Genomic DNA, 26,362 nt, shown 5'->3' with positions numbered 1-26,362 from the left:
GTCCGCACCCGCCTGATGAACACCACACCACGACTCTAGAACCATCCAATTAGTGCGTGAAACCGCCCCAATCCGACAGCATCACCACAGGTCACAGCCCCGCCATGCCGCAGAGCCCCAGGTCGTGAGCCAACTCAGGTTAGAACCTTTCTCGGGCCCGCCGAGGGTTCTAACAACCCCTCACGTGTGCGCCGTGGTCCGAGTGCCACCTCAGAAGAGGAGTTTGGTTGGAGATGGGCCGCCCGATGTGGCGAGGTCCGGGGCAGGCGTCAGGCGAAGACGGCCAGGGGTGGTTTTTCGTGGGGCGCCCTAGCCCATGGCACCCGGTGACATTTGGGGCAGAGGATCGCGGCAAAACCCGCCCTCCAGGTGTTTGCCTCTACCCCTAATGTTCTGGCCCGCAGAACTCTGCCTCAGAATGTTCTGGCCCGCAGAACTCTGCCTCAGATATTGGCAGCTCGAGACGTAGGGGTGAGGGATACGCACTCGGAGGCCCCAACACCCGGTCTTGCGCGTGAATCACCTCGGCACCCCGACACTTCGCCCCCTCGACCGCCGACGACGCTGTCTCACGTTGGTTTCGGCGGGTCGCCGCACGTTCTGTGGGCCGGTAAAACCCGCGTGTGCACCTAGTGTTTCGTTGGAACCCTTTCTGGTCCCGCCAAGGGTTCTAACGACCCTCACGCGTGCCCTGCGGTTCTAACGGCGCTTCATGTGCGGTGGCGAGAGTGCCCTTCCACGGTGGGGTTTTGTAGGCCAAAGGTGGGTGGCGCAGAGAGCAGAGACTGTTGCGGGAACGCACAGCGGCCCTGCACTGAATCAGTGCGGGGCCGCTGTGGATATCTGAGGGGGTGACGGGAATCGAACCCGCGTAGCCAGTTTGGAAGACTGGGGCTCTACCATTGAGCTACACCCCCGGGGACACCGAAAGATTACACGAGGCGTTCGGTGCTCGCCAATTGAGAGTCAATTCAGCGGCAGCACAGGCGGAATTTCAGCTCAGCGGCATATGGCACGCTAGACTTGCACGGTGTTGGTGTGTCCAAGGTCTTTTCTATGCCCGCGGACGGACATCAATGCACGGATATACACCGACAACGGGGTGTAGCGCAGTGGCTAGCGCGCCTGCTTTGGGAGCAGGAGATCGCAGGTTCGAGTCCTGTCACCCCGACGTCTGAGCGCCAACCCGCCATCAAATGGCAGGGGAGCGCTCGTTGACCGACCGGGCCAAACCTGGCCCGTGAGAACTGTTCATCCACGACCCCAGGAGTACAACGGAAGTGAAGAGCGCCGTCGAGAAACTCAACCCCACCGAGGCGAAGATCACCGTTGAGATCCCTTACGCCGATCTCAAGCCGTTTGTCGCAGAGACGTACAAGCAGCTGGCCGATCAGATTCAGATCCCCGGATTCCGCAAGGGTAAGGTCCCCTCGAAGCTCATCGACCAGCGCGTTGGCTTCGACTTCGTGATCGAGAACGCCCTGAACGAGGGCCTCAATGACTTCTACCAGCAGGCACTCGCCGAGAACGAGCTGACCCCGCTGTCCCAGCCGCAGGTTGAGGTCCTGGCCAAGCCGGAGTCCGACAACCGCGAAGCTGACACCAAGGTCGAGATCAACGTGGCCATCCGCCCCGAGATCGAGCTGCCCGACTACAAGGGCCTCAAGGTCGAGGTCGAGGCCCGTGAGGCAACGACCGAGGACGAGCAGAAGGCACTGGACGAGCTGCGTGCCCGTTTCGGCACCCTCAAGTCCGTGGACCGCCCCGCTGCCGAGGGTGACCACGTGACCCTGGACCTGCAGGCTCTGGTCGACGGCGAAGAGGTAGACGCCGCCAACGACCTGTCCTACGAGGTGGGCTCCGGAACCATGCTCGAGGGCATGGACGAGGCCGTCACCGGTCTCTCCGCAGACGAGGACGCCACCTTCGAGACCAAGTTGGCCGGCGGCGAGCACTCCGGTGCAGACGCCACCGTCAAGGTGAAGGTCACCGCCGTCAAGGAGCGCGAGCTGCCCGAGGCCGACGACGAGTTCGCTCAGTTGGCTTCCGAGTTCGACACCATTGACGAGCTCAAGGAAGACCTCAAGAAGCAGGCTTCCGAGTCCGCCGTGGTCGAACAGGGCATCGAGGCCCGTGACAAGGTCCTGGACAAGCTCGTTGAGCTCATCGAGGTCCCGGTTCCCGAAAAGGTCATCGAGGACCAACTGTCACAGCACTTCGATTCGCCGGAGGCCCAGGCTTCCGCCGAGCCCGATCACGACACCGAAGAGCACCGCGCCGAGGTTCGCGCGAACGCCGAGACCGCTTTCCGCAACGAGATCATCCTCGATGCCGTGGCCGAGGCCGAAGAGGTCGGCGTGGAGCAGTCCGAGCTGATCGACTACATCATCAACATGTCCCAGCAGTACGGCATGGATCCCAACCAGTTCGCTCAGATGCTGGACGGTTCCGGTCAGGCCGGCATGATGGTGGGCGAGGTTCGCCGCCGTAAGGCTCTCGCCAAGGTTCTCGAGTACGCGACGGTCACCGACTCCAAGGGCAACGAGGTGGACCTGTCCGCTTTCGTCGGCTCCGACGACGAGGACGAGGCTGCCACCGAAGAAGCAGTCGAGACCGAAGCCAAGTAAGCATCCGTGAGCCCGCTATTCGCGGGCACACAGTGGCTCAGAACGACGCCGCAGGGGGCCTTCCACGCGAAGGTTGCCTGCGGCGTCGTCGTGCGTCGTGGACCATGCGCCAGCAGCGAACAATGGGCCTGAGCCCGCGAAACGGCGCGGGTACGGCACTACGCTGCTGAGACAGAAAGTGTTCATGGGTTGCTGTGCGCCCGGCGCGCGCAACCCCGCCCAGAAGAAAGAGGCATTCCATGACCTCCACTCCCATCCAGCCGTACGGTGCCGCACCGGTCACTCCGCGCATGGAGGACGGGGCGCCCAACGGCCAGGACGATTACGTCTACAACCGTTTGCTCAAGGAACGCATCATCTGGCTCGGTTCCGAGGTGCGTGACACCAACGCCAACCTGATCTGCTCGCAGATGCTGTTGCTCTCCGCGGAGGATCCCGAGGCGGACATCTTCCTGTACATCAACTCCCCGGGTGGCTCCGTAACTGCGGGCATGGCCATTTACGACACCATGCAGTTGATCCCCAATGACGTAGTCACCGTGGCCACCGGCCTGGCAGCCTCCATGGGCCAGTTCCTGCTGTCCTCCGGCACCAAGGGCAAGCGCTACGCGACCCCGAACGCCCGCATCCTCATGCACCAGCCCTCCGGCGGCATGGGCGGCACCGCATCCGACATCCGCGTGCAGGCCGAGCTCATCCTGTCCATGAAGAAGCGCCTGGCGGAGTTGACCGCAGAGCAGACCGGCCAGGACCTCGAGACCATCCTTCGCGACAACGACCGCGACAACTGGTTCGACGCCGAGCGCGCCCTGGAATACGGATTCTTCGACCACATCGCGCAGTCCGCCGGCAACGTGACCGGTGGCGGCGGAACCATGCGGGAATCCAAGTAACCAGCCGTAGCTGTCACGAACCACTTCAAGAATTTCAGGACGGACCAATGAATTTGCCTCACGCCACTGCACCGCAGTTGCCCACCAGCCGCTACGTGATTCCGGATTTCGAAGAGCGCACGCCTTACGGCTACCGCCGTCAGAACCCGTACACCAAGCTGTTCGAAGACCGCATCATCTTCCTGGGTGTTCAGGTGGACGACACCTCCGCTGACGACATCATGTCGCAGCTGCTGGTGCTCGAGTCCCAGGACCCGGATCGCGACATCACCATGTACATCAACTCCCCGGGCGGATCGTTCACGGCTATGACGGCCATTTACGACACCATGCAGTACATCCGCCCCGAGATCCAGACCGTGTGCCTGGGCCAGGCCGCGTCCGCAGCCTCCGTGCTGCTGGCCGGTGGCACCCCGGGTAAGCGGCTGGCACTGCCCAACGCTCGCGTGCTGATCCACCAGCCCGCGATGGAGGGTCAGGGCGGCGGTCAGGCTTCGGACATCGAGATCCAGGCCAACGAGATCATGCGCATGCGTACCTGGTTGGAAGAGACCATGGCGCTGCACACCAACAAGTCCGCCGAGGAGATCAATCGCGACATCGAGCGCGACAAGATTCTCACCGCTAAGGATGCGCTGGAGTACGGCATCATTGACCAGGTCTTGGAATCTCGTAAGATCAACAAGCCTGTCACCGTCACCCAGTAAGACGAGTAGGCTGAGCGGCGTCGCGGGAGAGTTTTTTCCGGCGACGCCGCTGCGCGTCACGTACCGGTGTCGAGCTTTGGTGCACCTTCCGCCCTCGCCTAAAGTGGTGCCGAGGGCAAACGTCTAGATGAACTGTGAGGATTGGCTATGGCGCGCATCGGAGAGAGCGTTGACCTGCTCAAATGCTCCTTCTGCGGTAAGAGCCAGAAGCAGGTGCGCAAGCTCATTGCCGGGCCCCGCGTGTACATCTGCGACGAGTGCATCGAGCTGTGCAACGAAATCATCGAAGAAGAGCTCACCGAGGTCGAAGAAACCGACCAGGTGGAACTTCCGCGCCCGCAGCAGATCCACGATCACTTGCAGGAGTACGTGATCGGTCAGGACACCGCGAAGCGCGCGTTGTCGGTGGCCGTGTACAACCATTACAAGCGCATTCGCGCAGGGGTCTCCGGGCAGACCCTCTCGATTGCTGGTTCTGACGGCAACGAAGAAGACATCGAAGTGGCCAAGTCCAATATTTTGTTGGTGGGTCCCACCGGATCCGGCAAGACCTATCTGGCACAGTCTTTGGCTCGTAAGCTGGATGTACCGTTCGCCGTGGCCGATGCCACTTCCCTCACCGAGGCCGGATACGTAGGTGAAGACGTTGAAAATATTCTCCTCAAACTTATTCAAGCTGCCGATTTCGATATCAAGAAAGCGGAGCAAGGGATTATTTACATCGACGAGATCGACAAGATTTCGCGTAAATCTGAGAACCCCTCGATCACGCGGGACGTATCGGGTGAAGGGGTCCAGCAAGCGCTCCTGAAGATCCTCGAAGGGACCGTGGCATCGGTTCCCCCGCAGGGCGGGCGCAAGCACCCCCAGCAGGAGTTCTTGCACATCGACACCACCAATGTGCTGTTCATCGTGGCCGGTGCCTTTGCCGGGCTCGACGAGATCGTTCAGCAGCGCACGGGTAAGAAGGGCATCGGCTTCGGTGCCGCTATCCGCGACACCTCCGATGTCGATCTCACCGGTCAGGTGCGCCCGGAGGACCTGCTGAAGTTCGGTCTGATCCCCGAGTTCATCGGCCGCCTCCCGGTCGTGACCACACTGTCCAAACTGTCGGTTTCGGACATGGTCCGGATCCTTACCGAGCCCAAGAATGCCTTGGTCAAGCAGTACCGCAAGCTCTTCCAGCTCGACGGCGTGGAACTCACCTTCGATCCGCAGGCCCTGGAAGCCATTGCCGAACTGGCGATCGAGCGGGGCACGGGCGCCCGCGGTCTGCGCGCCATCCTGGAAGACATCCTCATGCCGGTCATGTTCGACCTGCCCAGCCGTGACGACGTCGCGGCGGTACTGGTCACCGCGGATTCCGTGGCGAAACTGAGCGACCCCGAGGTCTTTACGCACGAGATGATCGAAGCGGAGCGGCGTCGTCATAAGTCCGCGTGACGCGTGAGCACCCCCTGAAAGCAACGCACCCGTCTGTCGAAAGGTAACCGTATGTCTGAGAAGCAGCACGTCGATTTCTGGTTCGATCCGTTGTGCCCGTGGGCCTGGATGACCTCCCGCTGGATGGAAGAGGTCACCAAGATCCGCGACGTTGAGGTGAACTGGCGCATTATCTCGCTGGGTATTCTCAACGAGAACAACCCGGACAATCACCACCAGGGCCACATCGAGTCCATGTGGATGGTGCGCGTGATCGAGGCGGCGGCGCAGAAGCACGGTGACGAATACTACAAGAAGCTCTACGACGCCATGGGCACCCGCCGTCACCCGGGCGGCATGGAGGACGAGCTGGAGATCATCCAGGAGTCCCTCGCGGAGGTCGGCCTGCCCGCTGAGCTGGCCGACGCCAAGGACTCCGAGGATTACGACGCCGCGATCCGCGCCTCAACCGAGGCCGCCCAGGCCGTGGCCGGCCAAGACATCGGCACCCCGTGCATCGCAGTGAACGGAGTGGGCTTCTTCGGCCCCGTGTTCACCCCGGCACCCAAGGGTGAGGAAGCCGGTAAGGTCTGGGACGGTGCACTCGCACTGGCCTCGTACCCCGGTTTCTACGAGATCAAGCGCGGCCGCGAGAAGGGCCCGGACTTCAGCTGAGTCGGCTCGGTAGCTGAGAAGGCTCCAGCTGACGCGCGGACCTCGGACATTCCAGTCCGCGAAAGTGCACCTGGCAGGTCCAGAACTGCACTTTCACGGACCAGGATGTTGGCTCGAATTCCTTCGCAGTTATGACAAGGGCGGGCACCCCCTAGGGGGTGCCCGCCCTTGTCATGTGAGCGTGACTACACCTCGACCGCAGCTTCCAGCTCCACATCGCTGACGGTCAACTCACCGTCGGCATCCGTAAGCGTGAGGTCCGCAGCGTTACCGGCGGCCTTGAGGTCGTCCAGGCCAGCGCGCAGCTGCTCGAGCTGGGCGGCAGGGCCGGAGACCGTGGCGGAGGTGACCGCGGTGCGCTGCTTGACCTTGGCCTCGGACTTGGACTTACGCAGACCGGACAGGGCCTCACCCACCACGGTCAGCACCTCGGGATCACCCTGCTGAGCCAGGCCGGCGAAACCGTCGGTCACGGGCCACGAGGCACGGTGCACCGAGCCGGAGCGCCACCAGGACCAGACCTCTTCGGTCGCGAAGGGGATGAACGGTGCGAACAGGCGCAGCATGGTGTCCAGCGTGGTGGCCAGGGCTGCGTGCACGGACGCCTGAGCCTCTTCACCGCGCGAACCGTAGGCTCGGTCCTTGACCAGCTCCACGTAGTCGTCGGTGAAGGTCCAGAAGAAGGACTCGATCAGTTGCAGAGCGCGAGCGTACTCGTACTCCTGGAAGGCGGTGGTCGCACGGGTGACCACGTCGGCCAGCTGAGCGAGCAGCGAGCGGTCCAGGCCGTTGATGACCACGGACTCATCCGTGCCCGAACCCAAGACAGAGGCCTCGGTGACGCCCTGCGCCAACACGAACTTGGACGCGTTGAGCAGCTTGATCGCCAAACGGCGGCCGATCTTCATTTGGCCTTCGTCGTACGCGGTATCCGCACCCAGACGGGCCGATGCCGCCCAGTAACGGACCGCATCCGAACCGTACTTCTCGAGCACGTCGGTCGGAACCACCACGTTGCCCTTGGACTTGGACATCTTCTTGCGGTCCGGGTCCAGGATCCAGCCGGACAGCGCCGTGTGCTGCCACGGCACGGTCTGGGCCAGCGTCTCGGCGCGCACCACGGTCGAGAACAGCCAGGTGCGGATGATGTCGTGTCCCTGCGGGCGCAGATCCATGGGGAACGTGTTGGCGTGCAACTTCTCGTCCACGGCCCAACCGGTCGCGATCTGCGGGGTCAGCGATGACGTGGCCCAGGTGTCCAGGACATCTGGGTCCGCCATGAAGCCGCCGGGCTGATCGCGCTGCTCCTCGGTGTAGCCGGGAGCCACATCTGCCGTGGGATCCACGGGCAGCTGATCCTCGGAGGGCAGCACCGGGTTGTCGTAGTCGGGCTCGCCGGACTCGTCCAGCGGGTACCAGACCGGGAACGGCACGCCGAAGAAGCGTTGGCGGGAGATCAGCCAGTCGCCGTTGAGTCCTTCGATCCAGTTTTCGTAACGGGAGCGCATGAAGGTGGGGTGCCACGAGATCTCGCGGCCACGCTCGATGAGTGCTTTGCGGCGCTCCGCGTCACGGCCACCGTTGCGGATGTACCACTGGCGTGAGGTGACCACCTCGAGGGGCTTGTCGCCCTTCTCGTAGAAGTTCACCGGGTGCATGATCTTCTTGGGCTCGCCCTCCAGATCACCGGAGGCCTCTAGCAGTTCCACCACGGCCTTCTGCGCGGAGAACACGGTCTTGCCGGCGACCTGCGCGTAGTTCTCGGCCGGGGCGCCGTCGGCGATCCACTCGGGCTGCTCCGCGAGGAAGCGGCCGTCGCGACCGATCAGCGCGCGCGTGGGCAGGTTGAGCTCGCGCCACCAGGTGACGTCGGTGAGGTCACCGAACGTACAGATCATGGCGATACCCGATCCCTTGTCCGGCTTGGCCAGGGGGTGGGCCTTGACCTCGACCTCCACGTCGAACAGGGGAGAGCGCACGGTGGTGCCGAGCAGCGGCTGGTAACGCTCGTCGTCCGGGTGGGCCACCAGGGCCACGCATGCGGGCAGCAGTTCGGGCCGGGTGGTCTCGATGAAGACCTTCTCGCCGTCCGGGCGGTGGAAGGACACGCGGTGGTAGGCGCCTTCGCGTTCGCGGTCCTCGAGCTCGGCCTGAGCCACCGCGGTGCGGAAGGTGACGTCCCACATGGTGGGGGCCTCGGCCATATAGGCGTTCCCGGCTTGGTAGTCCTTCAGGAACGCGAGCTGGGAGACCTTGCGGGAGTGCGCGTCGATGGTGCGGTAGGTACGGGTCCAGTCCACGGACAGACCCAGTGTGGAGAAGAGGTGCTCGAAGACCTTTTCGTCCTCCACGGCGAGCTCTTCACACAGCTCGATGAAATTCTGGCGGGAGACCACGTCCCAGTCGCGCTGGTTCTTGGCCGGCTTCTCCGGGGGGCGATAACCCTCGATGTAGGGCTTGCCGGGTTCGCAGCGCACGCCATAGTAGTTCTGTACGCGGCGCTCGGTGGGCAGGCCGTTGTCATCCCAACCCAGCGGGTAGAACACGTTCTTGCCGCTCATCCGCTGGTAGCGGGCGATCACGTCCGTCTGCGTGTAGGAGAACATGTGTCCCACGTGCAGGGAGCCGGATGCCGTGGGAGGGGGAGTGTCGATCGAGTAGACGGACTCACGAGTGGTGTCCTCGTCGAAGGCGTAGGTGCCGTTCTCGCGCCACTGCGCGGAGTACTTGTCTTCCAGACCCTCCAGGGCCGGCTTGTCGGGAACGTTCACCGCGGTGGTGGACGCAGCGCTGTCACTGAAATTGGGCGTGTCTGTACCCTCAAGATTTTGTGCCATGTGCCCCAGTCTCTCATGCAATCCGGGCGCAACAGGCCTAGCGTGGGGTCATGGCACAGTTGCAGATCAAGCGCGTTCGTGACGACAAAGCGCCGGACGACGGCGCTCGCATCCTGGTCGACAGATTGTGGCCTCGCGGGGTGAGCAAGGATCACGCCGCCCTGGATCACTGGTTCACGGAGCTCGCACCCACGGGCGAGCTTCGGAAGTGGTTCGGCCACGATCCCGAGAAGTTCGAGGAATTCACCAAGCGGTACCGGAAAGCACTGGATGAGGACGCGTCCGGGGAAGTGGCTGAACTCGAGAAAGTTCTGCGGGACGTCGACAAGGCGACCCTGCTCTACGACGCCCACGACGAGGAACACAACAACGCTGTGGTCCTCGTGGGGTGGTTGCGAGACCACCGCAGCGGATTCTGAAACATACTAATCAAGTTTGATTAGGTATTTATCTTGAAACAATAAGTTGGCTACGGTGGTGAGTATGACTCAGAACACAGACACCACTTACGCAAACCCCAAGCCCGCAGGCAATGGCAAGGTTGCCGTGGTGACCGGCGCCTCGACCGGTATCGGTGAGGCCACTGTGGAACGGCTGCGCAACAGTGGTTGGACCGTCTACGCCGTCGCTCGCCGTGCGGACCGCCTCGAGGATCTCGCCCAGCACACCGGCGCCATTGCTGCCCCGACTGACATCACCGACCCGGCTCAGGTTGATGCCCTGCGCGACAAGGTGCTCGCTGAGCAGAAAACCGTGGATGCGGTGCTCAACATTTCCGGTGGTGCCCGCGGCACCGACAAGATTCTTGACGCCAAGGATGACGACTGGGACTGGATGTTCCAGGTCAACGTGATGGGCACCCTGCGTGTGACCCGCGCGTTCCTGCCCACGCTGCGCGAGAACGGTGAGGGCACCGTGGTCAACCTGACCTCGCTGGCCGCTTTCCGCGCCTACGAGGGTGGTGCCGGCTACAACGCCGCGAAGTACGCGGAACGGTCCATGACCGAAGCCCTGCGCTTGGAAGAAGCCGAGCACAACGTGCGCGTGGTCGAGGTGGCTCCCGGTCTGGTGCACACTCCCGAGTTCTCCCTCATGCGTCTCGGCGGCGACCAAGAAGCCGCGGACAAGGTCTACGCCGGAGTGGAGAAGCCCCTCACGGGTGCTGACGTGGCGGAGGTGCTCGCGTTCGCCGTGGAGCTGCCGCACCACGTGAACATCGACACGCTCACCGTGAAGCCGGTCGCCCAGGCCGCCATTCACAAGATGATTCGCAAGGAATCCTGACACTCATCGAGTGCTGAGCGGGCCCCGCCGAAAAATTCTTCGGCGGGGCCCGCACTCATCTTGTCAGAAGCCGCTCGAATAAATTAGGTTAGCCTAACCTGATCTAATTGGACTGTTCGAGGAGCCACAGTGCCCGCATCTTCACCTTCTTCTCCCACACCCGCCGTGACCCGACGCCGCCTGCTCGGCTCCGGTCTGGCGCTCGCCTCGCTCGTTGGCCTGGCCGCGTGTTCCACCGGTTCACGCGGTGGGGATGGCGAGAACACCGGCGGAGCAGCGGCGCAGTCAAGTGCTACCGACAGCTTCCCCGTGGAGGTGAAGCACGCCCTGGGCACCACCACAGTGGACGCCGAACCCCAGCGCGTGGTGACCATCGGTGGCAGCAACAACCAGGATTTCGTGGCCGCGCTGGGCGTGGTGCCCGTGGGCGTGGCCACGGTGGCCTGGGGTGGTAACGCGGACGGTTCGACCGACTGGTTCGACCAGGCTTTGACCGACCTGGGCGGCGAGAAACCCCAGCAGTTCGATGAGGCGGACGGCACCAACTTCACCGCCGTGGCCGAGCTGACCCCGGACCTGATCGTGGCCGTGAACTCCGGCATCACGCAGGAGGATTACGAGCGCCTCTCCAAGATCGCCCCCGTGGTCGCCTATCCCACGGGCCCGTGGGTGAGTTCGTGGCAGGACCAGCAGCGCGCGGTGGCCAAGGCGCTGGGTCGTTCCCAGGCCGGCGACGACCTGATCAAGGAGACCGAAGATCTGCTGTCGCAGCGCGGTGAGGATCTGGGCGACGCTGCCGGCAAGACCTTCATCTACGGTGACACCACGCAGAAGCTCGGCTTCTACGGCCCGGGCGATGCCCGCCCCCGTTTCTTCGAGGCGATCGGCCTGGAACTGGCACCCGTGGTCAAGGAGAACGTGACCGAGGACGAGTTCTGGCGCGAGTGGCCCGAGGAGCGCGCGGACGAACTCAGGAGCGACCTGTACATCAGCGTGGCCGAGGACGAGGCCGCCGCCGAGAAGTTCAAGAACGACCCCATGTTGCGCAACATTCCCGCGGTCGCTGCGGGTCACTCGATCTTCACGACCAACAAAACTGACGTAGTCTCCACCCTGGCGCCTTCACCGCTGTCCTTGCCCCACGCCGTGGACGTTTACGTTCCCGCCGTTCGTGACGCCCTGGGGCCGCAGTCCTCGTGAACGTGAGCGCCACCCGGACCGAGGCGGTGCCTCGCACGGTCACGATGCGACGACGACACTTGTCGTGGCCGCTTCTAGCCGTCGGTCTTCTGATTGCCCTGGCCGCCTCCGTGGCCGTGGGCACCCGCCCGGTCGACCTGTCCGTCACCTGGGCCGTGCTACCCCATGCCCTGACGGGGGACATCTCGACCGTCGGCGGGATTCCCGCGCTCGACGCCGCCGTGGTCGAGTCACGCGTGTGGCGCACCGCCGCGGGTGTGCTCTCCGGAGCGGCGCTCGCCGTGGCCGGAGCGCTCCTGCAGGGCGCCACGCGCAACCCGCTGGGTGATCCCGGAATCCTGGGTCTCACCGCGGGTGCCGCGTGCGCCGTGGTCACGGGCGCTGTGCTGGGCGGGCTCGTCTCACCCGGCTCCCAACTGTGGTTGGCGGCCCTGGGATCCGCGGTGGCCATGCTGCTCGTGTACGGGCTGGCCACCGCGGCCAAGGGCGGCGCCCGGCCCGTGACCCTCGCGCTGACCGGTGCCGCAATTTCCGCGGGGTTGGGGGCGCTCACGAGCGCCATGCTGCTCACAGACCAGGCGACTTTCAACTCGTTCCGCACGTGGCAGGTGGGTGACCTGTCCCGGCCGGACGGCACGTTCCTACTGTTGGCGGCGCCCGTGATTCTGGTGGGCCTGGTCTTGGCCTGGCCGCTGGGCGGCTCCCTGGATACCCTCAGTCTGGGCGACGCGCTGGGTCGCGGCCTGGGCGCCCATCCCGCGCTGATTCGTTTGCTCGCCGGTGTGGCGGTGGTGCTGTTGGCCGGCACCGCCACCGCGTTGGCCGGCCCGCTCGTGTTCTGCGGTTTGCTCGTGCCCCACGCCGTGCGCGCGTTCGTCGGGGTGTCCTATCGCCGCGTGATTCCCGCGTGCATACTGGCCGGTCCCGTGGTGGTCCTGCTCGCTGACACCGTAGCGCGCGTTGCGCTCCCGGATCGTGAACTGCAGGTGGGTATCGCCCTGGTGATCATCGGTGCGCCCGCGCTCGTGGCCATCGTGCGCCGCAAGGGGGTGGTGACGGCGTGAGCCAGACACTGACCACCCGCCCCGTTGCAGCTCAGCCCGCCCGGACCACGGTCGAGAAGGTCCACGACGGACGACGCCGCACGCACCGCAAGCTGCGCAGGGTCACCGTGGTGCTGTGCCTGGCTCTACTGGTGTGTTCTTTCGCCCGCATCGCCCTGGGCAAGTACGTGGTGGCGGTTCCGGATCTGATCTCGGTGCTCGCCGGAAGCTACGACGGTCCCGCCAATTACATCGTGTGGGACGTGACCCTGCCGCGCACCGTGCTGGGCATCCACACGGGTGTCTGTTTCGGACTCGGTGGACACCTCTTCCAACGGGTACTCCGCAACCCGCTGGCCTCCCCGGACATCATGGGCGTCTCCTTCGGGGCGGGTCTGGCCGCGGTCGTGGCCATCACCCTGGGCGGCCTGTCGGGAGCCGCCGTGACGGTCAGTTCCCTGGCCGGAGCCTTCCTGCTCATGGCCGCGGTAATCCTCGCCGCCGGCGGCACCCGGGCAAACATCGGACGCCTGGTGCTCACCGGTGTCGCCGCCGGATCACTGACCACGGCGGGCATCAACGGCGTGCTCACACGATCCAATATCTACGCCGCCCAAGACGCTTTACAGTGGCTGACCGGCTCGTTGAACTCCGCGCGGTGGAGCGACATTGCGCTCGTGGGGATTGCGCTGATCGTCCTGCTGCCACTGTGCGCCCTGTTGGCCCCGTCGGTGGATGCCATGGGAACCGGTGACCAATTGGCCTCCGGGCTCGGGGTCCGGGTGTTGCCGGTACGACTCACCGCCCTCGCCCTCGCCGTGGTGTTCGTGGCCGTGGCCGCATCCGTGGTGGGTCCGGTGGCCTTCGTCGCCTTCATGGCCGCGCCCATTGCCCGGGGACTCACCGGCGGTGCCGGTCTGGCTCACCATGCGGCCCTCGTGGGGGCACTGCTGATGGTTGTCTCCGACTACATCGCCGCCGAGGCCCTGCCCGGGATCGCCCTACCCGTGGGCGTTGTGACGGCGGCCGCCGGCGCACCCGTTCTGTTGTGGCTGCTGATCGGTCGCGGAAAGGCTGAATCATGAAACTCTCCGAGCACTCGTCGGTCGACGCGCTTGAATCGGTCGAAAGGACATCTTTGACGACGCCGCCCACCTCCTTCGTCGCGCACGGCACGTCCGCGACAGGGGAGTCCTCACTGCGGATCCGTAACCTCACGGCGGACTACGGTGCGGGGCCCGTCCTGAGCGAGATCTCCCTGGACATCCCACGCGGCGCCATCACCGTTCTGGTCGGTGCCAACGGCTGTGGCAAGTCCACGCTCCTCAAGACCATTGCGCGCCAGCTCAAGCCCACCCACGGCGAGGTGCTGCTGGACGGCGAGGACACAGGAACCTGGTCGCGCACCCAATTCGCCCGGCGCGTCGGGTTCCTCCCGCAGGATCCGGTGGCCCCGGAGGGCGTCACCGTGCTCGACCTGATCTCGCGTGGTCGTCACCCGCACCGGGGTGCGTTCGGGCGTTGGCGTCCCACTGATGATCAGGCCGTCGCGGAAGCCGTGGAACTGACCGGATTGGAGAGCTATCTGGACCGTCAGGTCACCGAGCTCTCGGGCGGCCAACGCCAGCGCGTGTGGATTGCCCTGGCCTTGGCCCAACAGACGGACGTGCTGCTGTTGGACGAACCCACCACATACTTGGACATCGCCCATCAGGTGGAGGTCCTGGACATCCTGTCGGACCTGCAACGACAGCGCGGGATCACCCTGGTCATGGTGCTGCACGAACTGAACATGGCCGCCCGCTACGCGGACCAGTTGGTGGCCATCAAAGATGGGGTAGTGCTGGCCGCGGGTACCGCGGAGGAGGTCATGACCGATCACACGGTCAGCGAGGTCTTCGGAATGCCCGCCCGGGTCCTGCACGATCCCGAATCCGACGCCCGACTGGTGGTTCCGTTGCGAACCCGCCGAGCGGCGTCGTCGACACCCGAGATCCACGAACCGAACGCAACCGAGAAAGGGACGAATGACTGAGATCCAAGCCGTCATGACCCGCGTGACCCGCACCGAGATGGTGGGGGAGCACCTGGTCCGGGTGAGTGTGGCCGGGGAGGAACTCTGGACCCTGCCGTGGGGCGTATCCGGCCCCGGGCCTCGGGCGGACGCGTACTTCAAGGTGCTGATCCCCGCGCCGGGACGTGACCACGTGCGCATTGACACGTCGGACATGTCCCGGTGGCGGCAGGAGTTCCTGTCACGCCCCGAGGACGAGCGCGGCTGGATCCGCACCTATACCCTCCGGGACGCACGCGTGCTGACCGGCGGGCACGGGGATGTCGCGGAAGCCGTTCCCGAGATGGACATCGACGTGGTGGTGCACGAGGACGAAGTGCACGGAGGACTGGGCCCCGGCGCGCGCTGGGGCTCCGAACTGGCCCCCGGCGACACGGTGCAATTGATGGTGCCCTCGGCCAGTGGTGCGTGGTGGGCCGGCTGGGACGAGCACCGAGCGCGGAACAATCGGGTGGTCATAGCCGCAGACGAAACGGCGCTACCGGCGGCCGCCGCCATCGTCGACTGCGTGGATCGGTCCATCTCGCTGCGAGATGATTCCGTGCACGCGACCGGTGCAGCACAATCCCTGCACGTAGCCGTGGAAGTCCCCGTGCACGGTGACGCGACAATGCCCGCCGGACCGGCCGCGTTGTCACGCGGGGTAATGACCGACGGGGACATCCGGGTCACCCTCGAGAACGGCACCGAATTGACCTGGACGTGGCTTGCTCGCGGTGAAACAGCTGCTCGCAACGAGCTCCTGGAGTCCTGGCTCAGCCGACAACTCGAGGGCCGGGAAGGAACGGCGCGCCACGCGGCGTCGTCGGCGGTCGACGAACGAGAGGATGACACCGGCGACTTCGTGTGGGCCAACGCGGATGCCACCGGGGCCGGTCCGTACTGGTTCTTGGCCGCGGAATCCTCCGCCGTGAAATCGTTGCGGCGCATGTGTGTGGCACACGGGGTTCAGAAAACTGACATATCGTTCATGGGGTACTGGAAACGGGGACGCACCACGGAGTAACCGCTGTCCGGCGGTCGGATGCGCCCTGCCCTCGGCATCGATGCATCGGAAGGTGACAGTGAACGGCCCATTCAGCAAGGACCTGTCTGCGCGGTCCGTGCGCGTTCGCATCCTGTCCACGATGCTCGCGTTCATGGCCGGTGGGCTGTTGATCGCCGGATTCGTCAGCTACTACGTGCAGTTCACCGTCCTGGAGGACCGGGTGAACACCGAGCTGTTGCAAGAGGTCGACGAGTTCCAACGGATTGCCGAACTGCGCCAGTCGGACGTGGGCGATGAGGAAAGCACCGAGGACCTGATGCGCGCCGCCATCCAGAGCGCGGTGCCCGGCGAACACGAGGCATTCCTCGCGTTCCTCGACGACAAGCCCCAGTTCAAACCCCAGGAACAGGCCTTCGAACTCGGTAACCCGGAGACGGTTGAGCAGATCTTGGCCGCGCACGAACCCGGGCAGACGATCTTCACTGAGGTCATCGTGGACGGGGAGGCGGTTCCTGCGGCCATCGCCTCCGTGGAACTGTACAGCGACGAGACACCCGGCATCTTCGTGGCAGCGAACAAGATTCAGAGCCAGCGAGAACAGATCTGGATCTCGGCCATCACCTACACGGTCGTCAGCCTGGCCACGTTGCTCGCCTCCGCGCTGGTGGGCCTGGTCGTGACGGGCAAGCTCATGCGCCCCATTGGCGACCTGCGCGACGCCACCCGCGAGATCACGATCTACGACCTCGAGCGTCGCGTTCCCGACCCCGGCACCCGGGACGACGTCGCCGCGCTCGCTCAGAACTTCAATCGCATGCTCGAACGCATCCAAGAGGGTTACGCGCATCAGCGCCAGTTCATGTCCGACGTCTCCCATGAATTGCGGACACCCCTGACCATTGTTCGGGGCACGCTGGAAACCACCGACCCCGAAGATCCCGCCGATGTGACGGAGGGGCACGAGATCGCCTTGGACGAGCTCGATCGGATGAACAGCTTGGTGACGGACCTGTCCACGCTGGCGAAGACCGGGCGGCCGGACTTCGTGAAGTTCAAGGACGTCAACATGGCGGAGTTCGCCCGCAATGCGTCCTCCCGCATCGAGCACCTGGGCCCGCGGGAGTGGTTGCTCGATTCCGGTACGGACGTGGTGGCCCAAGCGGACGAGGATCGTTTGACGCAGGCCGTGGTGCAGCTGGCCGCCAATGCGGTGCGCTACAGCGAACCCGACACCAAGATCGAGCTCAAGGTCCAGCACATGACGCTGTCCGGTCAATCCATGATCATGGTGGGAGTCCGTGACGAAGGAATCGGCATTGCCGGGGCGGATCAGGCCCGGATCTTCGAACGGTTCGCCCGGGTCTCCGAGAGCGGCGGTGAATCCGGTTCCGGTCTGGGACTGGCCATCGTCAAGGCCATTGCCGAGGCCCACGGCGGCTCGGTCAGTCTCACGTCCAGGCCGGGTCACGGTTCGACGTTCACCATGATTTTCCCTCAGGACAACACCCACGTGACCGATCCCAAGGAGCGCTGACATGCGAATTCTGATTGCCGAGGACGAGCCCCGGATCTCGCGTTTCGTGGCCCGCGGCCTCAAGGCCCACGGTTACACACCCACGGTGGTGGAGGACGGCATCACCGCCCTGGACTACGCGAGCAGCGGGGAGTTCGACCTCTTGGTCCTGGACGTGGGACTGCCGCGCATGGACGGTTTCGCGGTGCTGAGGGCATTGCGGGACATGGGCGCGGAGATCCCCGTGCTCATGTGCACCGCCCGCGATTCGGTCGAGGACACCGTGCACGGCCTGGAAGGCGGTGCCGACGATTACCTGGCCAAACCCTTCCGCTTCGAGGAACTGCTGGCCCGCATCAAATTGCGAGCGCGTGAACGCACCGGTGGCACCACACAGCCCACGCAGGAAATCCGTGAACTCGGTGATCTGAGTTTGAACCTCCGCACGCGTGTGGCCACGGTGGGCACCGGCGCGCAGAAGCGTGAAGTGGAGCTGTCCAGCCGCGAGTACGCTCTGTTGGCGCTGTTCCTGGAGCACCCGAATCAGGTCTTGACCCAGGAGATCATCCTGTCGCGGGTGTGGGGTTACGACTACGACGGTGCGTCGAACGTGGTGGTGGTCTACCTGCGCTACCTGCGGAAGAAGATGGGTGCGGATCGGTTCATCACCGTGCGCGGCGCGGGCTACAAGCTGGTGGACCCGCGCGAATCATAGGCCTGTGCGCCCCAATCGGGGTGATTATGAGAGTTTCCTCATATCCGGTTCACGGTGGTTTCATCGACCCGCATCAGACTTGAAGCATGAAAACGCTTCGGAACGCCGCAATCCTGACGGCACTTGGGGCAACGGCCACCGCCATCGTCATCATGCCCATGGACTCCAACGAGGCCACGCCCGTTCCCGGTGTTGTGGTGACCCCGCAGACCGCGCCCAACGCTTCACCGACCTCGACGGGGAGTCAGAGCGCGGCGCCGTCGGCCTCGCCCTCGGACACGGCCGCTCCCGACCGTTCCGACAAGGCTGACAAGGCCGCCGAGGACAAGAAGAAGGACGACGACGCCGCTCCCGCGCCCGAGCGCGCGGCCCCGGCCCAAGCGCCCGCCCCCGCGCCTCCCGCGCCGATCGAGCGCCCGGCGGCACCCGCGCCGCCTCCGGCTCCCGTGGCTCCCGCTCCCGCCCCGGCACCGCAGGCTCCCGTGTCCGTGCCCCAGGCGCCGGCTCTGAGCAGTGTGTGCGAATGGGATGACGACGAATGGGAGTGCGACGACGATTGGGATGACGACTGAGTCCCCGGTGGGGTTAGAATGGCGCGGTGCACTGTGTGTACACGGACTGTGAACCGGCCATCACCGGGGAGTCTTCGGAAGAACGGATCAAGCCTTCGGGTGGGTCTCAGTAGAACCGAGCGGGTGGGCCCGTGACAGCCTGCGAATGAGCGGCTCGCGGCGTCGTCGTCCCCGGCAAGGGACGAACCGACGCGAGTAAGCGAGGTGGTACCGCGCCACCGGCGTACTCCGTACGCCCGAGCGTCCTCGCATCCTGAATTTACTGACGTCTCAGGATGGAGCACCGTGACTGATTCACCCGTTTACCCCAAGGTAAGCACCGACCCCACCGCCCTAGGCGTGCCGTCCGCCCCGCGTTTCCCGCAGGTCGAGGAACGCGTTCTCGACTACTGGAAGACCGACGACACCTTCCAGGCGAGCATCGACCAGCGCGAACGGGGCCAGGACGGTTCCAACGAATTCGTTTTCTACGACGGCCCTCCCTTCGCCAACGGACTGCCCCACTACGGGCACCTGCTGACCGGCTACGTCAAGGACCTCGTCGCCCGCTACCAGACCCAGCAGGGTCGCCGCGTGGAACGCCGGTTCGGCTGGGACACCCACGGTCTGCCGGCCGAACTCGAGGCCATGAAGCAGTTGGGCATGACCGATAAGCAAGAAATCGAAACGATGGGCGTCGACAAGTTCAACGATGCCTGCCGCGCCTCCGTCATGAAGTACGCCACCGAGTGGCAGGACTACGTGACGCGCCAGGCCCGCTGGGTCGATTTCGACAACGACTACAAGACGCTCAACGTCGAGTACATGGAATCGGTCATGGCCGCGTTCAAGTCCCTCAACGACAAGGGACTGATCTACTCCGGTTACCGGGTGCTGCCGTACTGCTGGAAGGACGAGACGCCCCTGTCCAACCACGAGTTGCGCATGGACGACGACGTCTACAAGGACCGCCAGGACACCACGGTCACCGTGGGCTTCGAGATCCTCGACGACGCCGCGTGGGCCGTCCAACCCGACGTCGTGTCCCAGCTCGCAGGGGCCCGCGCCCTGGCCTGGACCACCACGCCCTGGACCCTGCCCACCAACGAAGCGCTCGCCGTCGGCCCGGACATCGACTACGTGCTGGTCAACGGCGGGGGAGACCTGGCCGGGCGTCGCTACCTTATCGCCTCCGACCTGCTCGCCGGTTACGCCAAGGACCTGGGCTTCGGAGACGCCGAGGACCCGGCAGCGGCCGCCCACGATGCCGTGACCGCCCACTTCACCGGATCCCAGCTGGAAGGTGTGCGCTACCGCCCGTTGTGGGACTACTTCACGGACGCCGAGCGCTTCGGCACCGGCACCGCGTGGCAGATCCTCGTGGCCGATTACGTCACCACCACCGACGGCACCGGACTGGTCCACCAGTCCCCGGCCTACGGTGAGGACGACCAGAACGTGTGCGCCCGCTACGACATCCCCGTGGTGCTCTCGGTGGACGAGGCCGGCGTGTTCTACGACTTCTTCCAGGACGAGTCCTTGGCCGCCGGGGCACCCCTGGCCGGTATCGCCGGGCACAACGTGTTCGACAAGGAAGTGGCCCGCACCGTGATCCGGGACCTGCGTGCCCAGGACGCGCTCGTGCGCGAATCCAGCTACGTGCACTCCTACCCGCACTGCTGGCGCTGCCGCAACCCCTTGATCTACCGTGCGGTGTCCTCGTGGTTCGTCAAGGTCACGGACATCAAGGACCGCATGGTCGAGCTCAACCAGGAGATCAACTGGATCCCGGACAACGTCAAGGACGGCCAGTTCGGCAAGTGGCTCGAGAACGCTCGCGACTGGTCGATCTCGCGCAACCGTTACTGGGGTTCGCCCATCCCGGTGTGGGAGTCCAGCGACCCCAATTACCCGCGCCGCGACGTCTACGGCTCGCTGGCCGAGATCGAACGGGACTTCGGCACGCTTCCGCGCAACGCCGAGGGTGAGGTGGACCTGCACCGCCCGTGGGTCGACGATCTCACCCGCCCCAACCCGGACGACCCCACCGGCCAGTCCGTGATGCGTCGCGTTCCCGAGATCCTGGACGTGTGGTTCGACTCCGGTTCCATGCCCTACGCCCAGGTGCACTACCCCATGGAGAACCGGGAGTGGTTCGAGACCCACAACCCGGCCGATTTCATCGTGGAGTACATCGGTCAGACCCGCGGCTGGTTCTACCTGCTCCACGTGCTGGCCACCGCGCTGTTCGACCGCCCGGCCTTCCGCAACGTGATCTCGCACGGCATCGTGCTGGGCTCGGACGGGCAGAAGATGTCCAAGTCCCTGCGCAACTACCCTGACGTCAACGAGGTCTTCGACCGCGACGGCGCGGACGCTATGCGCTGGTTCCTGATGTCCTCACCCATCCTGCGCGGCGGCAACCTGGTCGTGACCGAGCAGGGTATCCGCGAGGGCGTGCGTCAGATGATGTTGCCACTGTGGAACGTCTACCACTTCTTCGGTCTGTACACGAACGCCGCCAAGGGTGGCTCCGGGTACGAGGCGCAGCTGCGCTACCAGGCCGAGAACGTCATGGACCGCTACATCCTGGCCGAGACCGGACGGTTGGTCTCCGAGACCAAGCAGCAATTCGACGATTATGACATCTGGTCCGCCGCCGAAACCCTGCGCTCTTACATGGACACGCTCACCAACTGGTACGTGCGCCGTTCCCGCGAGCGGTTCTTCGACGAGGACACCCAGGCCTTCGACGTGCTCTACACCTGTCTGGAGACCGTGTGCCGCGTGGCCGCGCCCCTGTTGCCCCTGGTCACTGAGGAAATCTGGCGTGGCTTGACCGGCGGCCGTTCGGTGCACCTGACGGACTGGCCGGACGCGTCCCTGTTCCCACAGGACGAGGACCTCATGACGCTCATGAACCGCACGCGCGCCATCTGTTCGTCCGGTTCCGCGTTGCGTAAGGCCCACAACTTGCGCGTGCGCCAGCCGCTGGCCGGTCTTACCGTGGCGGTTCCCGAGGGCCAACGCCTCACCGGAACGTTCGAGTCCATCATTGCGGACGAGCTCAACCTCAAGTCCGTCACGCTGCTCGACTCCGCAGAGGTTTCGCCCGCGGACTTCGGCATTTCGCAGCAGCTCAAGGTCAACGCCCGCGCCGCGGGCCCGCGCCTGGGCAAGCAGGTCCAGCAGGTCATCAAGGCCGCCAAGTCCGGTGACTGGTCGGTCTCCGAGGACGGCGCCGTCACGGCCGGCTCGATTCTCTTGGAAACGGGCGAGTACGAATTGGCCACGGTCGTCGACGACGCCGCGGAAACCTCGGCGCGCGCCGTCACCGTGCCGCCCGAGGGCGGTTTCCTGGTGCTCGACACCGAACTGACCGACGAGCTGCGCGGTGAGGGGATTGCTCGTGATCTGATTCGAGAGGTTCAACAATTTCGGCGAATCAGAAAATTCAATGTTTCTGACCGAATAATCTTGCGATTGGGGGCCACCTCGGAATTCCAGAACCTGATTGAGCCGCATCTCGGATTGATAGGCAAGTCCACCCTCGCTCGCGACATTGAGTTTGGACCCGCGCCGACCCAAGAAGATATTGGGCTGCACTCATCTGAAATTTCCGGAGTTAATGCTGCCGCGACGGCCCTATCGACCACTGGCCATGCCGTCAAACTTGCCTCCGGGGACCATGTAAATATCTATGCATCGGTGGTCAGCTGATGACTGAAGCCTGGAACCTGTCCACTCCTCAGAGTGTGGAGGAGGTCTACGCGGAACTCCTGGACCGTGCGCCGGAGAACAAGATGGAGCCGCGCCTGGATGCGGTGCAGCGCGCCGTCGACATTCTGGGTAATCCCGAGAAGAGCGCGCCGGTCATCCATATCACCGGGACCAACGGCAAGACCTCGACCGCGCGCATGGTCGAGTCCCTCCTGCTCGCTCACGATCTCCGGGTGGGCCGCTACACGAGCCCGCATCTCGAGAAGGTCACCGAGCGCATCAGCCTGGACGGCCGGCCCGTTACGGACGAAACGTTCGTGCGCATCTACGGGGAGATCGCCCCGTACCTTCAGCTCGTGGACACCGAGCTTTCGGAACGAGGGGAACCGAGGCTTACGTTCTTCGAGGTACTGACCGTTCTGGCATTCGCGGTCTTCGCGGATGAGCCCGTGGACGTCATGGTCCTGGAAGTGGGAATCGGTGGCAGCTGGGACGCGACCAACGTGGCGGACGCGGCGGTCTCCATCGTGACGCCCGTGGACCTGGACCACACCGAAATGCTGGGGGACACCCTGCAGGACATCGCCTTGGAGAAGGCAGGCATCATCAAGCCGGGTGGCTTCCTGATCTCCGCTGCACAGGATCCTGTGGTGGCCCAGATCCTGCTGGAACGCGCTCAAGAAATTGGGGCACAGTTCCGCTTCGAGGGTGTCGAGTTCGGCGTGCGCGGTCGCACCATCGCCGTGGGCGGACAGATCATTGCCGTCCAGGGCTTGGCGGCGGAGTACATCGACCTGATGCTGCCCTTGTTCGGCGAGCACCAGGCGGAGAACGCTGCGCTGGCCATTGCCGCGGTGGAGGCACTGCTGGGCGGGGGAGACAAGCCCCTCAACCAGGAGTTGTTGGTCACGGGGTTGGGTGCAGTGACGTCGCCCGGCAGGCTGGAGTTGGCCCGCAAGGCACCCCCGGTGTTGCTGGACGCCGCCCACAACCCGCACGGACTGAAGGCCTCGGCCCGGGCCGTCCGGGAATCGTTCACGTTCGCCAAACTCAACCTGGTGGTCGGGATCCTGCGCGAGAAGGATGTGGAGACCATGTTGCGCACGCTCGCCGAGGAGTACAGCGAGTACGAGCTGGAACTGTGGTGCAGCCACTCCCGGTCCCCGCGGGCCATCGCGCCCGAAGAACTGGCCGAGATTGCGGCGGACATGGGTTTCGACGAGGACATGGTGCACGCCCAGGACCGCCTGGACGACGCCATCGCCTCCGCCATCCAGGACGCCGCCGACCGTCAGGAGTTCGACGGCGCGGTACTGATCACCGGCTCCGTCACCGTGGTGGGTGAAGCCCGTGCGCTGCTCGGACTCTGACAACCGCCGGAACCTAGGGAGGGACTGAGCATGGCAAAAATGACCAAGGCCCAGCGCGAATGGCGCCCGGGACAGAAGAAACCGCGCCGTTCGATTAAGGCGATGTTCGCCGTGTCCGTCCTGTCGATCGAGGCGTTCATCGTCTTCTTCGCGACCTTGGCGGCCTTCGGAATTCTGGCCCGTGATTGGGGCACCACTCAGCAGTGGCTGCTGGTGGGCGGCGGGGTGCTCCTCACGCTCGTGTTCCTGCTCGCGTGCGGCATGGTGCGCCGACCGGGCGGTTACGTGCTCGGTTGGGTGCTGCAACTGGTGCTCATCGCCACGGGCTTCCTGCTTCCCGCCATGTTCGTGATCGGTGCGCTGTGCGCCCTGGCCTGGTGGTACGCGGTGGCCAAGGGAACCACCATCGACCGTGAGAACCGGGAGCGCGATCGGCTCCAGGAACAGTGGGAAGCCCAGCATCCGCAAGATCGTGCCTGACTACCCGGGCCGCGGTGCCTGGCCGGTAGGCTGGTCGCGGTACCTCTGACGAGAACAATTTCAAGGAGATGTAGATGACGGAACGCACCTTGGTGCTGGTGAAGCCCGACGGCGTCGAGCGCGGCCTGACCGGACAGATCCTGGCCCGTATCGAGGCCAAGGGCTATAAGATCGTGGAGCTCAAGCTCGTGCAGGCCACGCGTGACATCCTCGAAAAGCACTACGAGGAACACCAGGGCAAGCCCTTCTTCGAACCGCTGGTCGAGTTCATGGGATCCGGTCCCGTGGTCGCCGCTGTGGTCGAGGGCAACCGTGTGATCGAAGGTTTCCGCAGCCTGGCCGGTTCCACCGAACCCACCACTGCGCCTCCCGGCACCATCCGAGGCGACCTCGGCCGCGACTGGGGCGAGAAGGTGCAGAAGAACCTCGTGCACGGCTCGGATTCTCCCGAGTCGGCAGACCGCGAGATCGGCATCTGGTTCGCCTGATCGGGTGACCTGCTGAACCGACGACGGCGGGGTGGGACTGGAAATCCAGTCTCACCCCGCCGTCGTCATTGGGCGAGCCGACCCGCCAGCCAGTAGTGGGTGGGTTGCGGGGTCGTGGGCCATGGATCTCACCGTAATTGTGGCCGGACCCGGTTAGCGGGGATCGCGGTGGGCCGCGCTCTGGGCGATCCAATGCACTCGAGTGCCGCCGGGACATATCTGGCAGAGTGTCACGCCGCGAAGTGCGCTTTCGAAGCGGACTTCTACCCGGATTGTCACCGGGTACGATCCTCCGCCCGAGATGTAACTCCCATTACGAACCTGCGCCACCAATGTCGACCGAGCGCGAACCTGTGCCTTGAGTGTCACCCCGGGTACGAAATTCCGCACGAGGTATGGCACTCGTTACGAACCCGTGCCCCTAATGTCGATAGGGCGCCAGCCTGTGCCTTGAGTGTCACCCGGTGGACGAACCCGTGCCCCTAATGTGCACGGAGGGTTGCCGTGATCAAACCCGCCAGCGGCGCCGCTGAGTCATCACGGGCCTCAGGATCGGCGCCAAATGATGACGGCGCCTTTCAAGACCCTCAGAATGACCCGCATGCTGTGTTTGGTTGGAGCCCTAGATCGCACCTGGTGTGTCGGTGGAGCCCTTGAAGGCCTTCTACGAGGTCCCATCGGCACCTGAGATGACATGGCTGGTCCTAAAGGCGCCTCACGTGTCCGCCGATGGCGCAATCGGTGCGAAGTTCAGCAGGGACGCGGCTCTCGCAATCACCCACATGCTGTGTTTGGTTAGAGCCCTAGAGTGCACCTGGTGTGCCGGTGGAGCCCTTGAAGGCCTTCTACGAGGTCCCATCGGCACCTGAGATGACATGGCTGGTCCTAAAGGCGCCTCACATGTCCGCCAATGACGCAATCGGTGCGAAGTTCCACGGGGTCACAACTGTCTTCCTCAAGGGGCACCGGGATGGGCACGGTCCGATCGGTAACCCTTGACCACCACTGCCGAAAGCTCACGGGTTCAGGCAGATCACGGTTAGACGAAAATTACCGTGGAGAAGCGGATGGCAATGATGCCGAAAGCAATCACCAGGAGGCCGATGGCGATCAGCCAGGCCCACGCGGTCGAGTGACCCGCATTGATCATGCGGGCGCCGAACATCCCAGCGCGGGCATTCCGGGCCGTGGTGTGAACCAACAGGATGGTTTGTGCGCACCACACGATCATGCAGTACAGGCACAGGGTGTTGATCTCGAACGTGGTCTGCCACCACAACCACAGGGTGAACACCGAACCGGCGAGGATTCCCACCCAGATGAGCCACCAGTACCAGTTGGCAAAGCGGGCCCCGGCCAACACCGCCAAAGCGAGGGCAATTACAACCGCGTAGGCCACGATGCCGATGAACGGATTGGGGAAGCCGAACAGCTCGGCCTGCGGGGTGCGCATCACGGTGCCACATGAGAGCCACGCGTTGATGTCACAGCTGGTGCGGTGGCCGGCGTCGGCATAGATGGCCAGGCGTTCCATCACCAGGGTCGCGGAGGCCCCGAAGCCGATGATCGACAGGATCAGGGCGAGGATTCCCCAACCTCGGTCCGAGGAAGTGCTGGGCTGACGGTCCATGGTGTTTGTTGAGCTCACAGGCCGATGCTAATCGACCCGACACCTTGGGCGATGTGGTCTGCCGCACACGTCAATCCTGGGGTGCGTGTACGTCCTGTGAGATACTTGGCAACGGTCGGTTCCCAGCCGTACACGGGAACCGGTC

At 64.6% G+C, this 26,362-nt stretch carries 21 protein-coding genes and 2 tRNA genes; 20 read left to right on the top strand and 3 right to left on the bottom strand.

The features are described from left to right. Nucleotides 1-846: 846 nt before the first annotated feature. Nucleotides 847-917: transfer RNA gene (locus RF638_RS11930), tRNA-Gly, on the bottom strand. A gap of 181 nt (nt 918-1,098) precedes the next feature. On the opposite strand from RF638_RS11930, the gene RF638_RS11925 reads away from it, so the two are divergent. The 6 genes from RF638_RS11925 to RF638_RS11900 all read left to right on the top strand — a co-directional run bounded on the left by RF638_RS11925 (nt 1,099) and on the right by RF638_RS11900 (nt 6,324). Continuing rightward, nucleotides 1,099-1,171 (top strand) — tRNA-Pro (locus tag RF638_RS11925). A 109-nt stretch (nt 1,172-1,280) separates the two neighbouring features. Further along, on the top strand, nt 1,281-2,627 hold the full coding sequence (gene tig / locus RF638_RS11920; RefSeq protein ID WP_095798230.1) for a trigger factor: 1,347 nt from the start codon (nt 1,281-1,283) through the stop codon (nt 2,625-2,627). A gap of 290 nt (nt 2,628-2,917) precedes the next feature. Further along, the gene (locus RF638_RS11915; RefSeq protein ID WP_095798314.1) at nt 2,918-3,520 is read left to right on the top strand and encodes an ATP-dependent Clp protease proteolytic subunit; all 603 of its coding nucleotides are present in this window, start codon (nt 2,918-2,920) and stop codon (nt 3,518-3,520) included. Between the two features lie 47 nt (nt 3,521-3,567). Next, nucleotides 3,568-4,227 carry an ATP-dependent Clp protease proteolytic subunit gene (locus tag RF638_RS11910; protein ID WP_016996481.1) on the top strand — a complete coding sequence of 220 codons (660 nt, stop codon included), beginning with the start codon at nt 3,568-3,570 and terminating at the stop codon, nt 4,225-4,227. 147 nt (nt 4,228-4,374) lie between these two features. Then, on the top strand, nt 4,375-5,670 hold the full coding sequence (clpX, locus tag RF638_RS11905; protein ID WP_095798228.1) for an ATP-dependent Clp protease ATP-binding subunit ClpX: 1,296 nt from the start codon (nt 4,375-4,377) through the stop codon (nt 5,668-5,670). A gap of 51 nt (nt 5,671-5,721) precedes the next feature. Then, the gene (locus RF638_RS11900; protein WP_129700598.1) at nt 5,722-6,324 is read left to right on the top strand and encodes a DsbA family protein; all 603 of its coding nucleotides are present in this window, start codon (nt 5,722-5,724) and stop codon (nt 6,322-6,324) included. 185 nt (nt 6,325-6,509) lie between these two features. On the opposite strand, the gene valS is transcribed toward RF638_RS11900, so the two are convergent. After that, nucleotides 6,510-9,161, bottom strand: a complete 2,652-nt coding sequence (valS, locus tag RF638_RS11895; RefSeq protein WP_368842117.1) for a valine--tRNA ligase — start codon at nt 9,159-9,161, stop codon at nt 6,510-6,512. A gap of 50 nt (nt 9,162-9,211) precedes the next feature. Between valS and RF638_RS11890 the strand changes: the two genes are divergently transcribed. The 14 genes from RF638_RS11890 (at nt 9,212) to ndk (ending at nt 24,587) form a co-directional block, all read left to right on the top strand. Next, nucleotides 9,212-9,580 (top strand): DUF488 family protein, encoded by a 369-nt coding sequence (locus RF638_RS11890; RefSeq protein WP_315279641.1) that lies wholly within the window; start codon nt 9,212-9,214, stop codon nt 9,578-9,580. A 64-nt stretch (nt 9,581-9,644) separates the two neighbouring features. Then, nucleotides 9,645-10,445 carry an SDR family oxidoreductase gene (locus tag RF638_RS11885; protein ID WP_315279642.1) on the top strand — a complete coding sequence of 267 codons (801 nt, stop codon included), beginning with the start codon at nt 9,645-9,647 and terminating at the stop codon, nt 10,443-10,445. 129 nt (nt 10,446-10,574) lie between these two features. Continuing rightward, nucleotides 10,575-11,645: an iron-siderophore ABC transporter substrate-binding protein gene (locus RF638_RS11880; RefSeq protein WP_368842116.1), complete on the top strand. Its 1,071-nt coding sequence runs from the start codon at nt 10,575-10,577 to the stop codon at nt 11,643-11,645. Nucleotides 11,646-11,647: 2 nt separating this feature from the next. Next, nucleotides 11,648-12,709 carry a FecCD family ABC transporter permease gene (locus RF638_RS11875; protein WP_368842115.1) on the top strand — a complete coding sequence of 354 codons (1,062 nt, stop codon included), beginning with the start codon at nt 11,648-11,650 and terminating at the stop codon, nt 12,707-12,709. Beyond that, on the top strand, nt 12,706-13,773 hold the full coding sequence (locus tag RF638_RS11870; protein ID WP_368842114.1) for a FecCD family ABC transporter permease: 1,068 nt from the start codon (nt 12,706-12,708) through the stop codon (nt 13,771-13,773). The genes RF638_RS11875 and RF638_RS11870 overlap by 4 nt, the downstream gene beginning before the upstream one ends. After that, on the top strand, nt 13,770-14,723 hold the full coding sequence (locus RF638_RS11865; RefSeq protein ID WP_368842112.1) for an ABC transporter ATP-binding protein: 954 nt from the start codon (nt 13,770-13,772) through the stop codon (nt 14,721-14,723). The genes RF638_RS11870 and RF638_RS11865 overlap by 4 nt, the downstream gene beginning before the upstream one ends. Then, nucleotides 14,716-15,768: a siderophore-interacting protein gene (locus RF638_RS11860; protein WP_368842111.1), complete on the top strand. Its 1,053-nt coding sequence runs from the start codon at nt 14,716-14,718 to the stop codon at nt 15,766-15,768. Before RF638_RS11865 ends, RF638_RS11860 begins: the two co-directional genes overlap by 8 nt. 58 nt (nt 15,769-15,826) lie before the next feature. After that, the gene (locus RF638_RS11855; protein ID WP_368842109.1) at nt 15,827-17,284 is read left to right on the top strand and encodes a sensor histidine kinase; all 1,458 of its coding nucleotides are present in this window, start codon (nt 15,827-15,829) and stop codon (nt 17,282-17,284) included. Between the two features lies 1 nt (nt 17,285). Next, the gene (locus tag RF638_RS11850) at nt 17,286-17,978 is read left to right on the top strand and encodes a response regulator transcription factor (protein ID WP_095798220.1); all 693 of its coding nucleotides are present in this window, start codon (nt 17,286-17,288) and stop codon (nt 17,976-17,978) included. 86 nt (nt 17,979-18,064) lie between these two features. After that, complete coding sequence (locus tag RF638_RS11845) at nt 18,065-18,550, top strand: hypothetical protein (RefSeq protein WP_129700608.1); 486 nt, start codon at nt 18,065-18,067, stop codon at nt 18,548-18,550. A 285-nt stretch (nt 18,551-18,835) separates the two neighbouring features. Next, nucleotides 18,836-22,249: an isoleucine--tRNA ligase gene (gene ileS, locus RF638_RS11840; protein ID WP_368842108.1), complete on the top strand. Its 3,414-nt coding sequence runs from the start codon at nt 18,836-18,838 to the stop codon at nt 22,247-22,249. Further along, complete coding sequence (locus RF638_RS11835; RefSeq protein WP_368842107.1) at nt 22,249-23,619, top strand: folylpolyglutamate synthase/dihydrofolate synthase family protein; 1,371 nt, start codon at nt 22,249-22,251, stop codon at nt 23,617-23,619. The genes ileS and RF638_RS11835 overlap by 1 nt, the downstream gene beginning before the upstream one ends. A gap of 30 nt (nt 23,620-23,649) precedes the next feature. Continuing rightward, entirely contained in the window at nt 23,650-24,099 is a 450-nt protein-coding gene (locus tag RF638_RS11830; RefSeq protein WP_368842106.1) for a DUF4233 domain-containing protein, read from the top strand. Nucleotides 24,100-24,173: 74 nt separating this feature from the next. Beyond that, a complete protein-coding gene (ndk, locus tag RF638_RS11825) occupies nt 24,174-24,587 on the top strand; it encodes a nucleoside-diphosphate kinase (RefSeq protein ID WP_095798216.1) in 414 nt (137 codons plus the stop codon). A gap of 1,039 nt (nt 24,588-25,626) precedes the next feature. Here ndk and RF638_RS11820 read toward each other — a convergent pair. Next, nucleotides 25,627-26,235 (bottom strand): vitamin K epoxide reductase family protein, encoded by a 609-nt coding sequence (locus RF638_RS11820; protein ID WP_238663106.1) that lies wholly within the window; start codon nt 26,233-26,235, stop codon nt 25,627-25,629. Nucleotides 26,236-26,362: the final 127 nt, after the last annotated feature.

This window comes from Kocuria sp. CPCC 205235, from assembly GCF_040980905.1.
Taxonomy (GTDB): Bacteria; Actinomycetota; Actinomycetes; order Actinomycetales; family Micrococcaceae; genus Kocuria; species Kocuria carniphila.
The sequence above is the reverse complement of the archived record's forward strand: the minus strand, read 5'-3'. Positions and strand labels throughout refer to the sequence as shown.

Bases quoted from the DNA above. Each gene is read 5' to 3' on its own strand.
- RF638_RS11900 (WP_129700598.1), top strand. From the start codon at position 5,722: ATGTCTGAGAAGCAGCACGTCGATTTCTGGTTCGATCCGTTGTGCCCG.
- RF638_RS11865 (WP_368842112.1), top strand. From the start codon at position 13,770: ATGAAACTCTCCGAGCACTCGTCGGTCGACGCGCTTGAATCGGTCGAA.
- RF638_RS11835 (WP_368842107.1), top strand. From the start codon at position 22,249: ATGACTGAAGCCTGGAACCTGTCCACTCCTCAGAGTGTGGAGGAGGTC.
- RF638_RS11860 (WP_368842111.1), top strand. From the start codon at position 14,716: ATGACTGAGATCCAAGCCGTCATGACCCGCGTGACCCGCACCGAGATG.
- clpX (WP_095798228.1), top strand. From the start codon at position 4,375: ATGGCGCGCATCGGAGAGAGCGTTGACCTGCTCAAATGCTCCTTCTGC.
- RF638_RS11890 (WP_315279641.1), top strand. From the start codon at position 9,212: ATGGCACAGTTGCAGATCAAGCGCGTTCGTGACGACAAAGCGCCGGAC.
- RF638_RS11910 (WP_016996481.1), top strand. From the start codon at position 3,568: ATGAATTTGCCTCACGCCACTGCACCGCAGTTGCCCACCAGCCGCTAC.
- RF638_RS11850 (WP_095798220.1), top strand. From the start codon at position 17,286: ATGCGAATTCTGATTGCCGAGGACGAGCCCCGGATCTCGCGTTTCGTG.
- ndk (WP_095798216.1), top strand. From the start codon at position 24,174: ATGACGGAACGCACCTTGGTGCTGGTGAAGCCCGACGGCGTCGAGCGC.
- RF638_RS11845 (WP_129700608.1), top strand. From the start codon at position 18,065: ATGAAAACGCTTCGGAACGCCGCAATCCTGACGGCACTTGGGGCAACG.
- RF638_RS11830 (WP_368842106.1), top strand. From the start codon at position 23,650: ATGGCAAAAATGACCAAGGCCCAGCGCGAATGGCGCCCGGGACAGAAG.
- RF638_RS11915 (WP_095798314.1), top strand. From the start codon at position 2,918: ATGGAGGACGGGGCGCCCAACGGCCAGGACGATTACGTCTACAACCGT.
- RF638_RS11885 (WP_315279642.1), top strand. From the start codon at position 9,645: ATGACTCAGAACACAGACACCACTTACGCAAACCCCAAGCCCGCAGGC.
- valS (WP_368842117.1), bottom strand. From the start codon at position 9,161: ATGGCACAAAATCTTGAGGGTACAGACACGCCCAATTTCAGTGACAGC.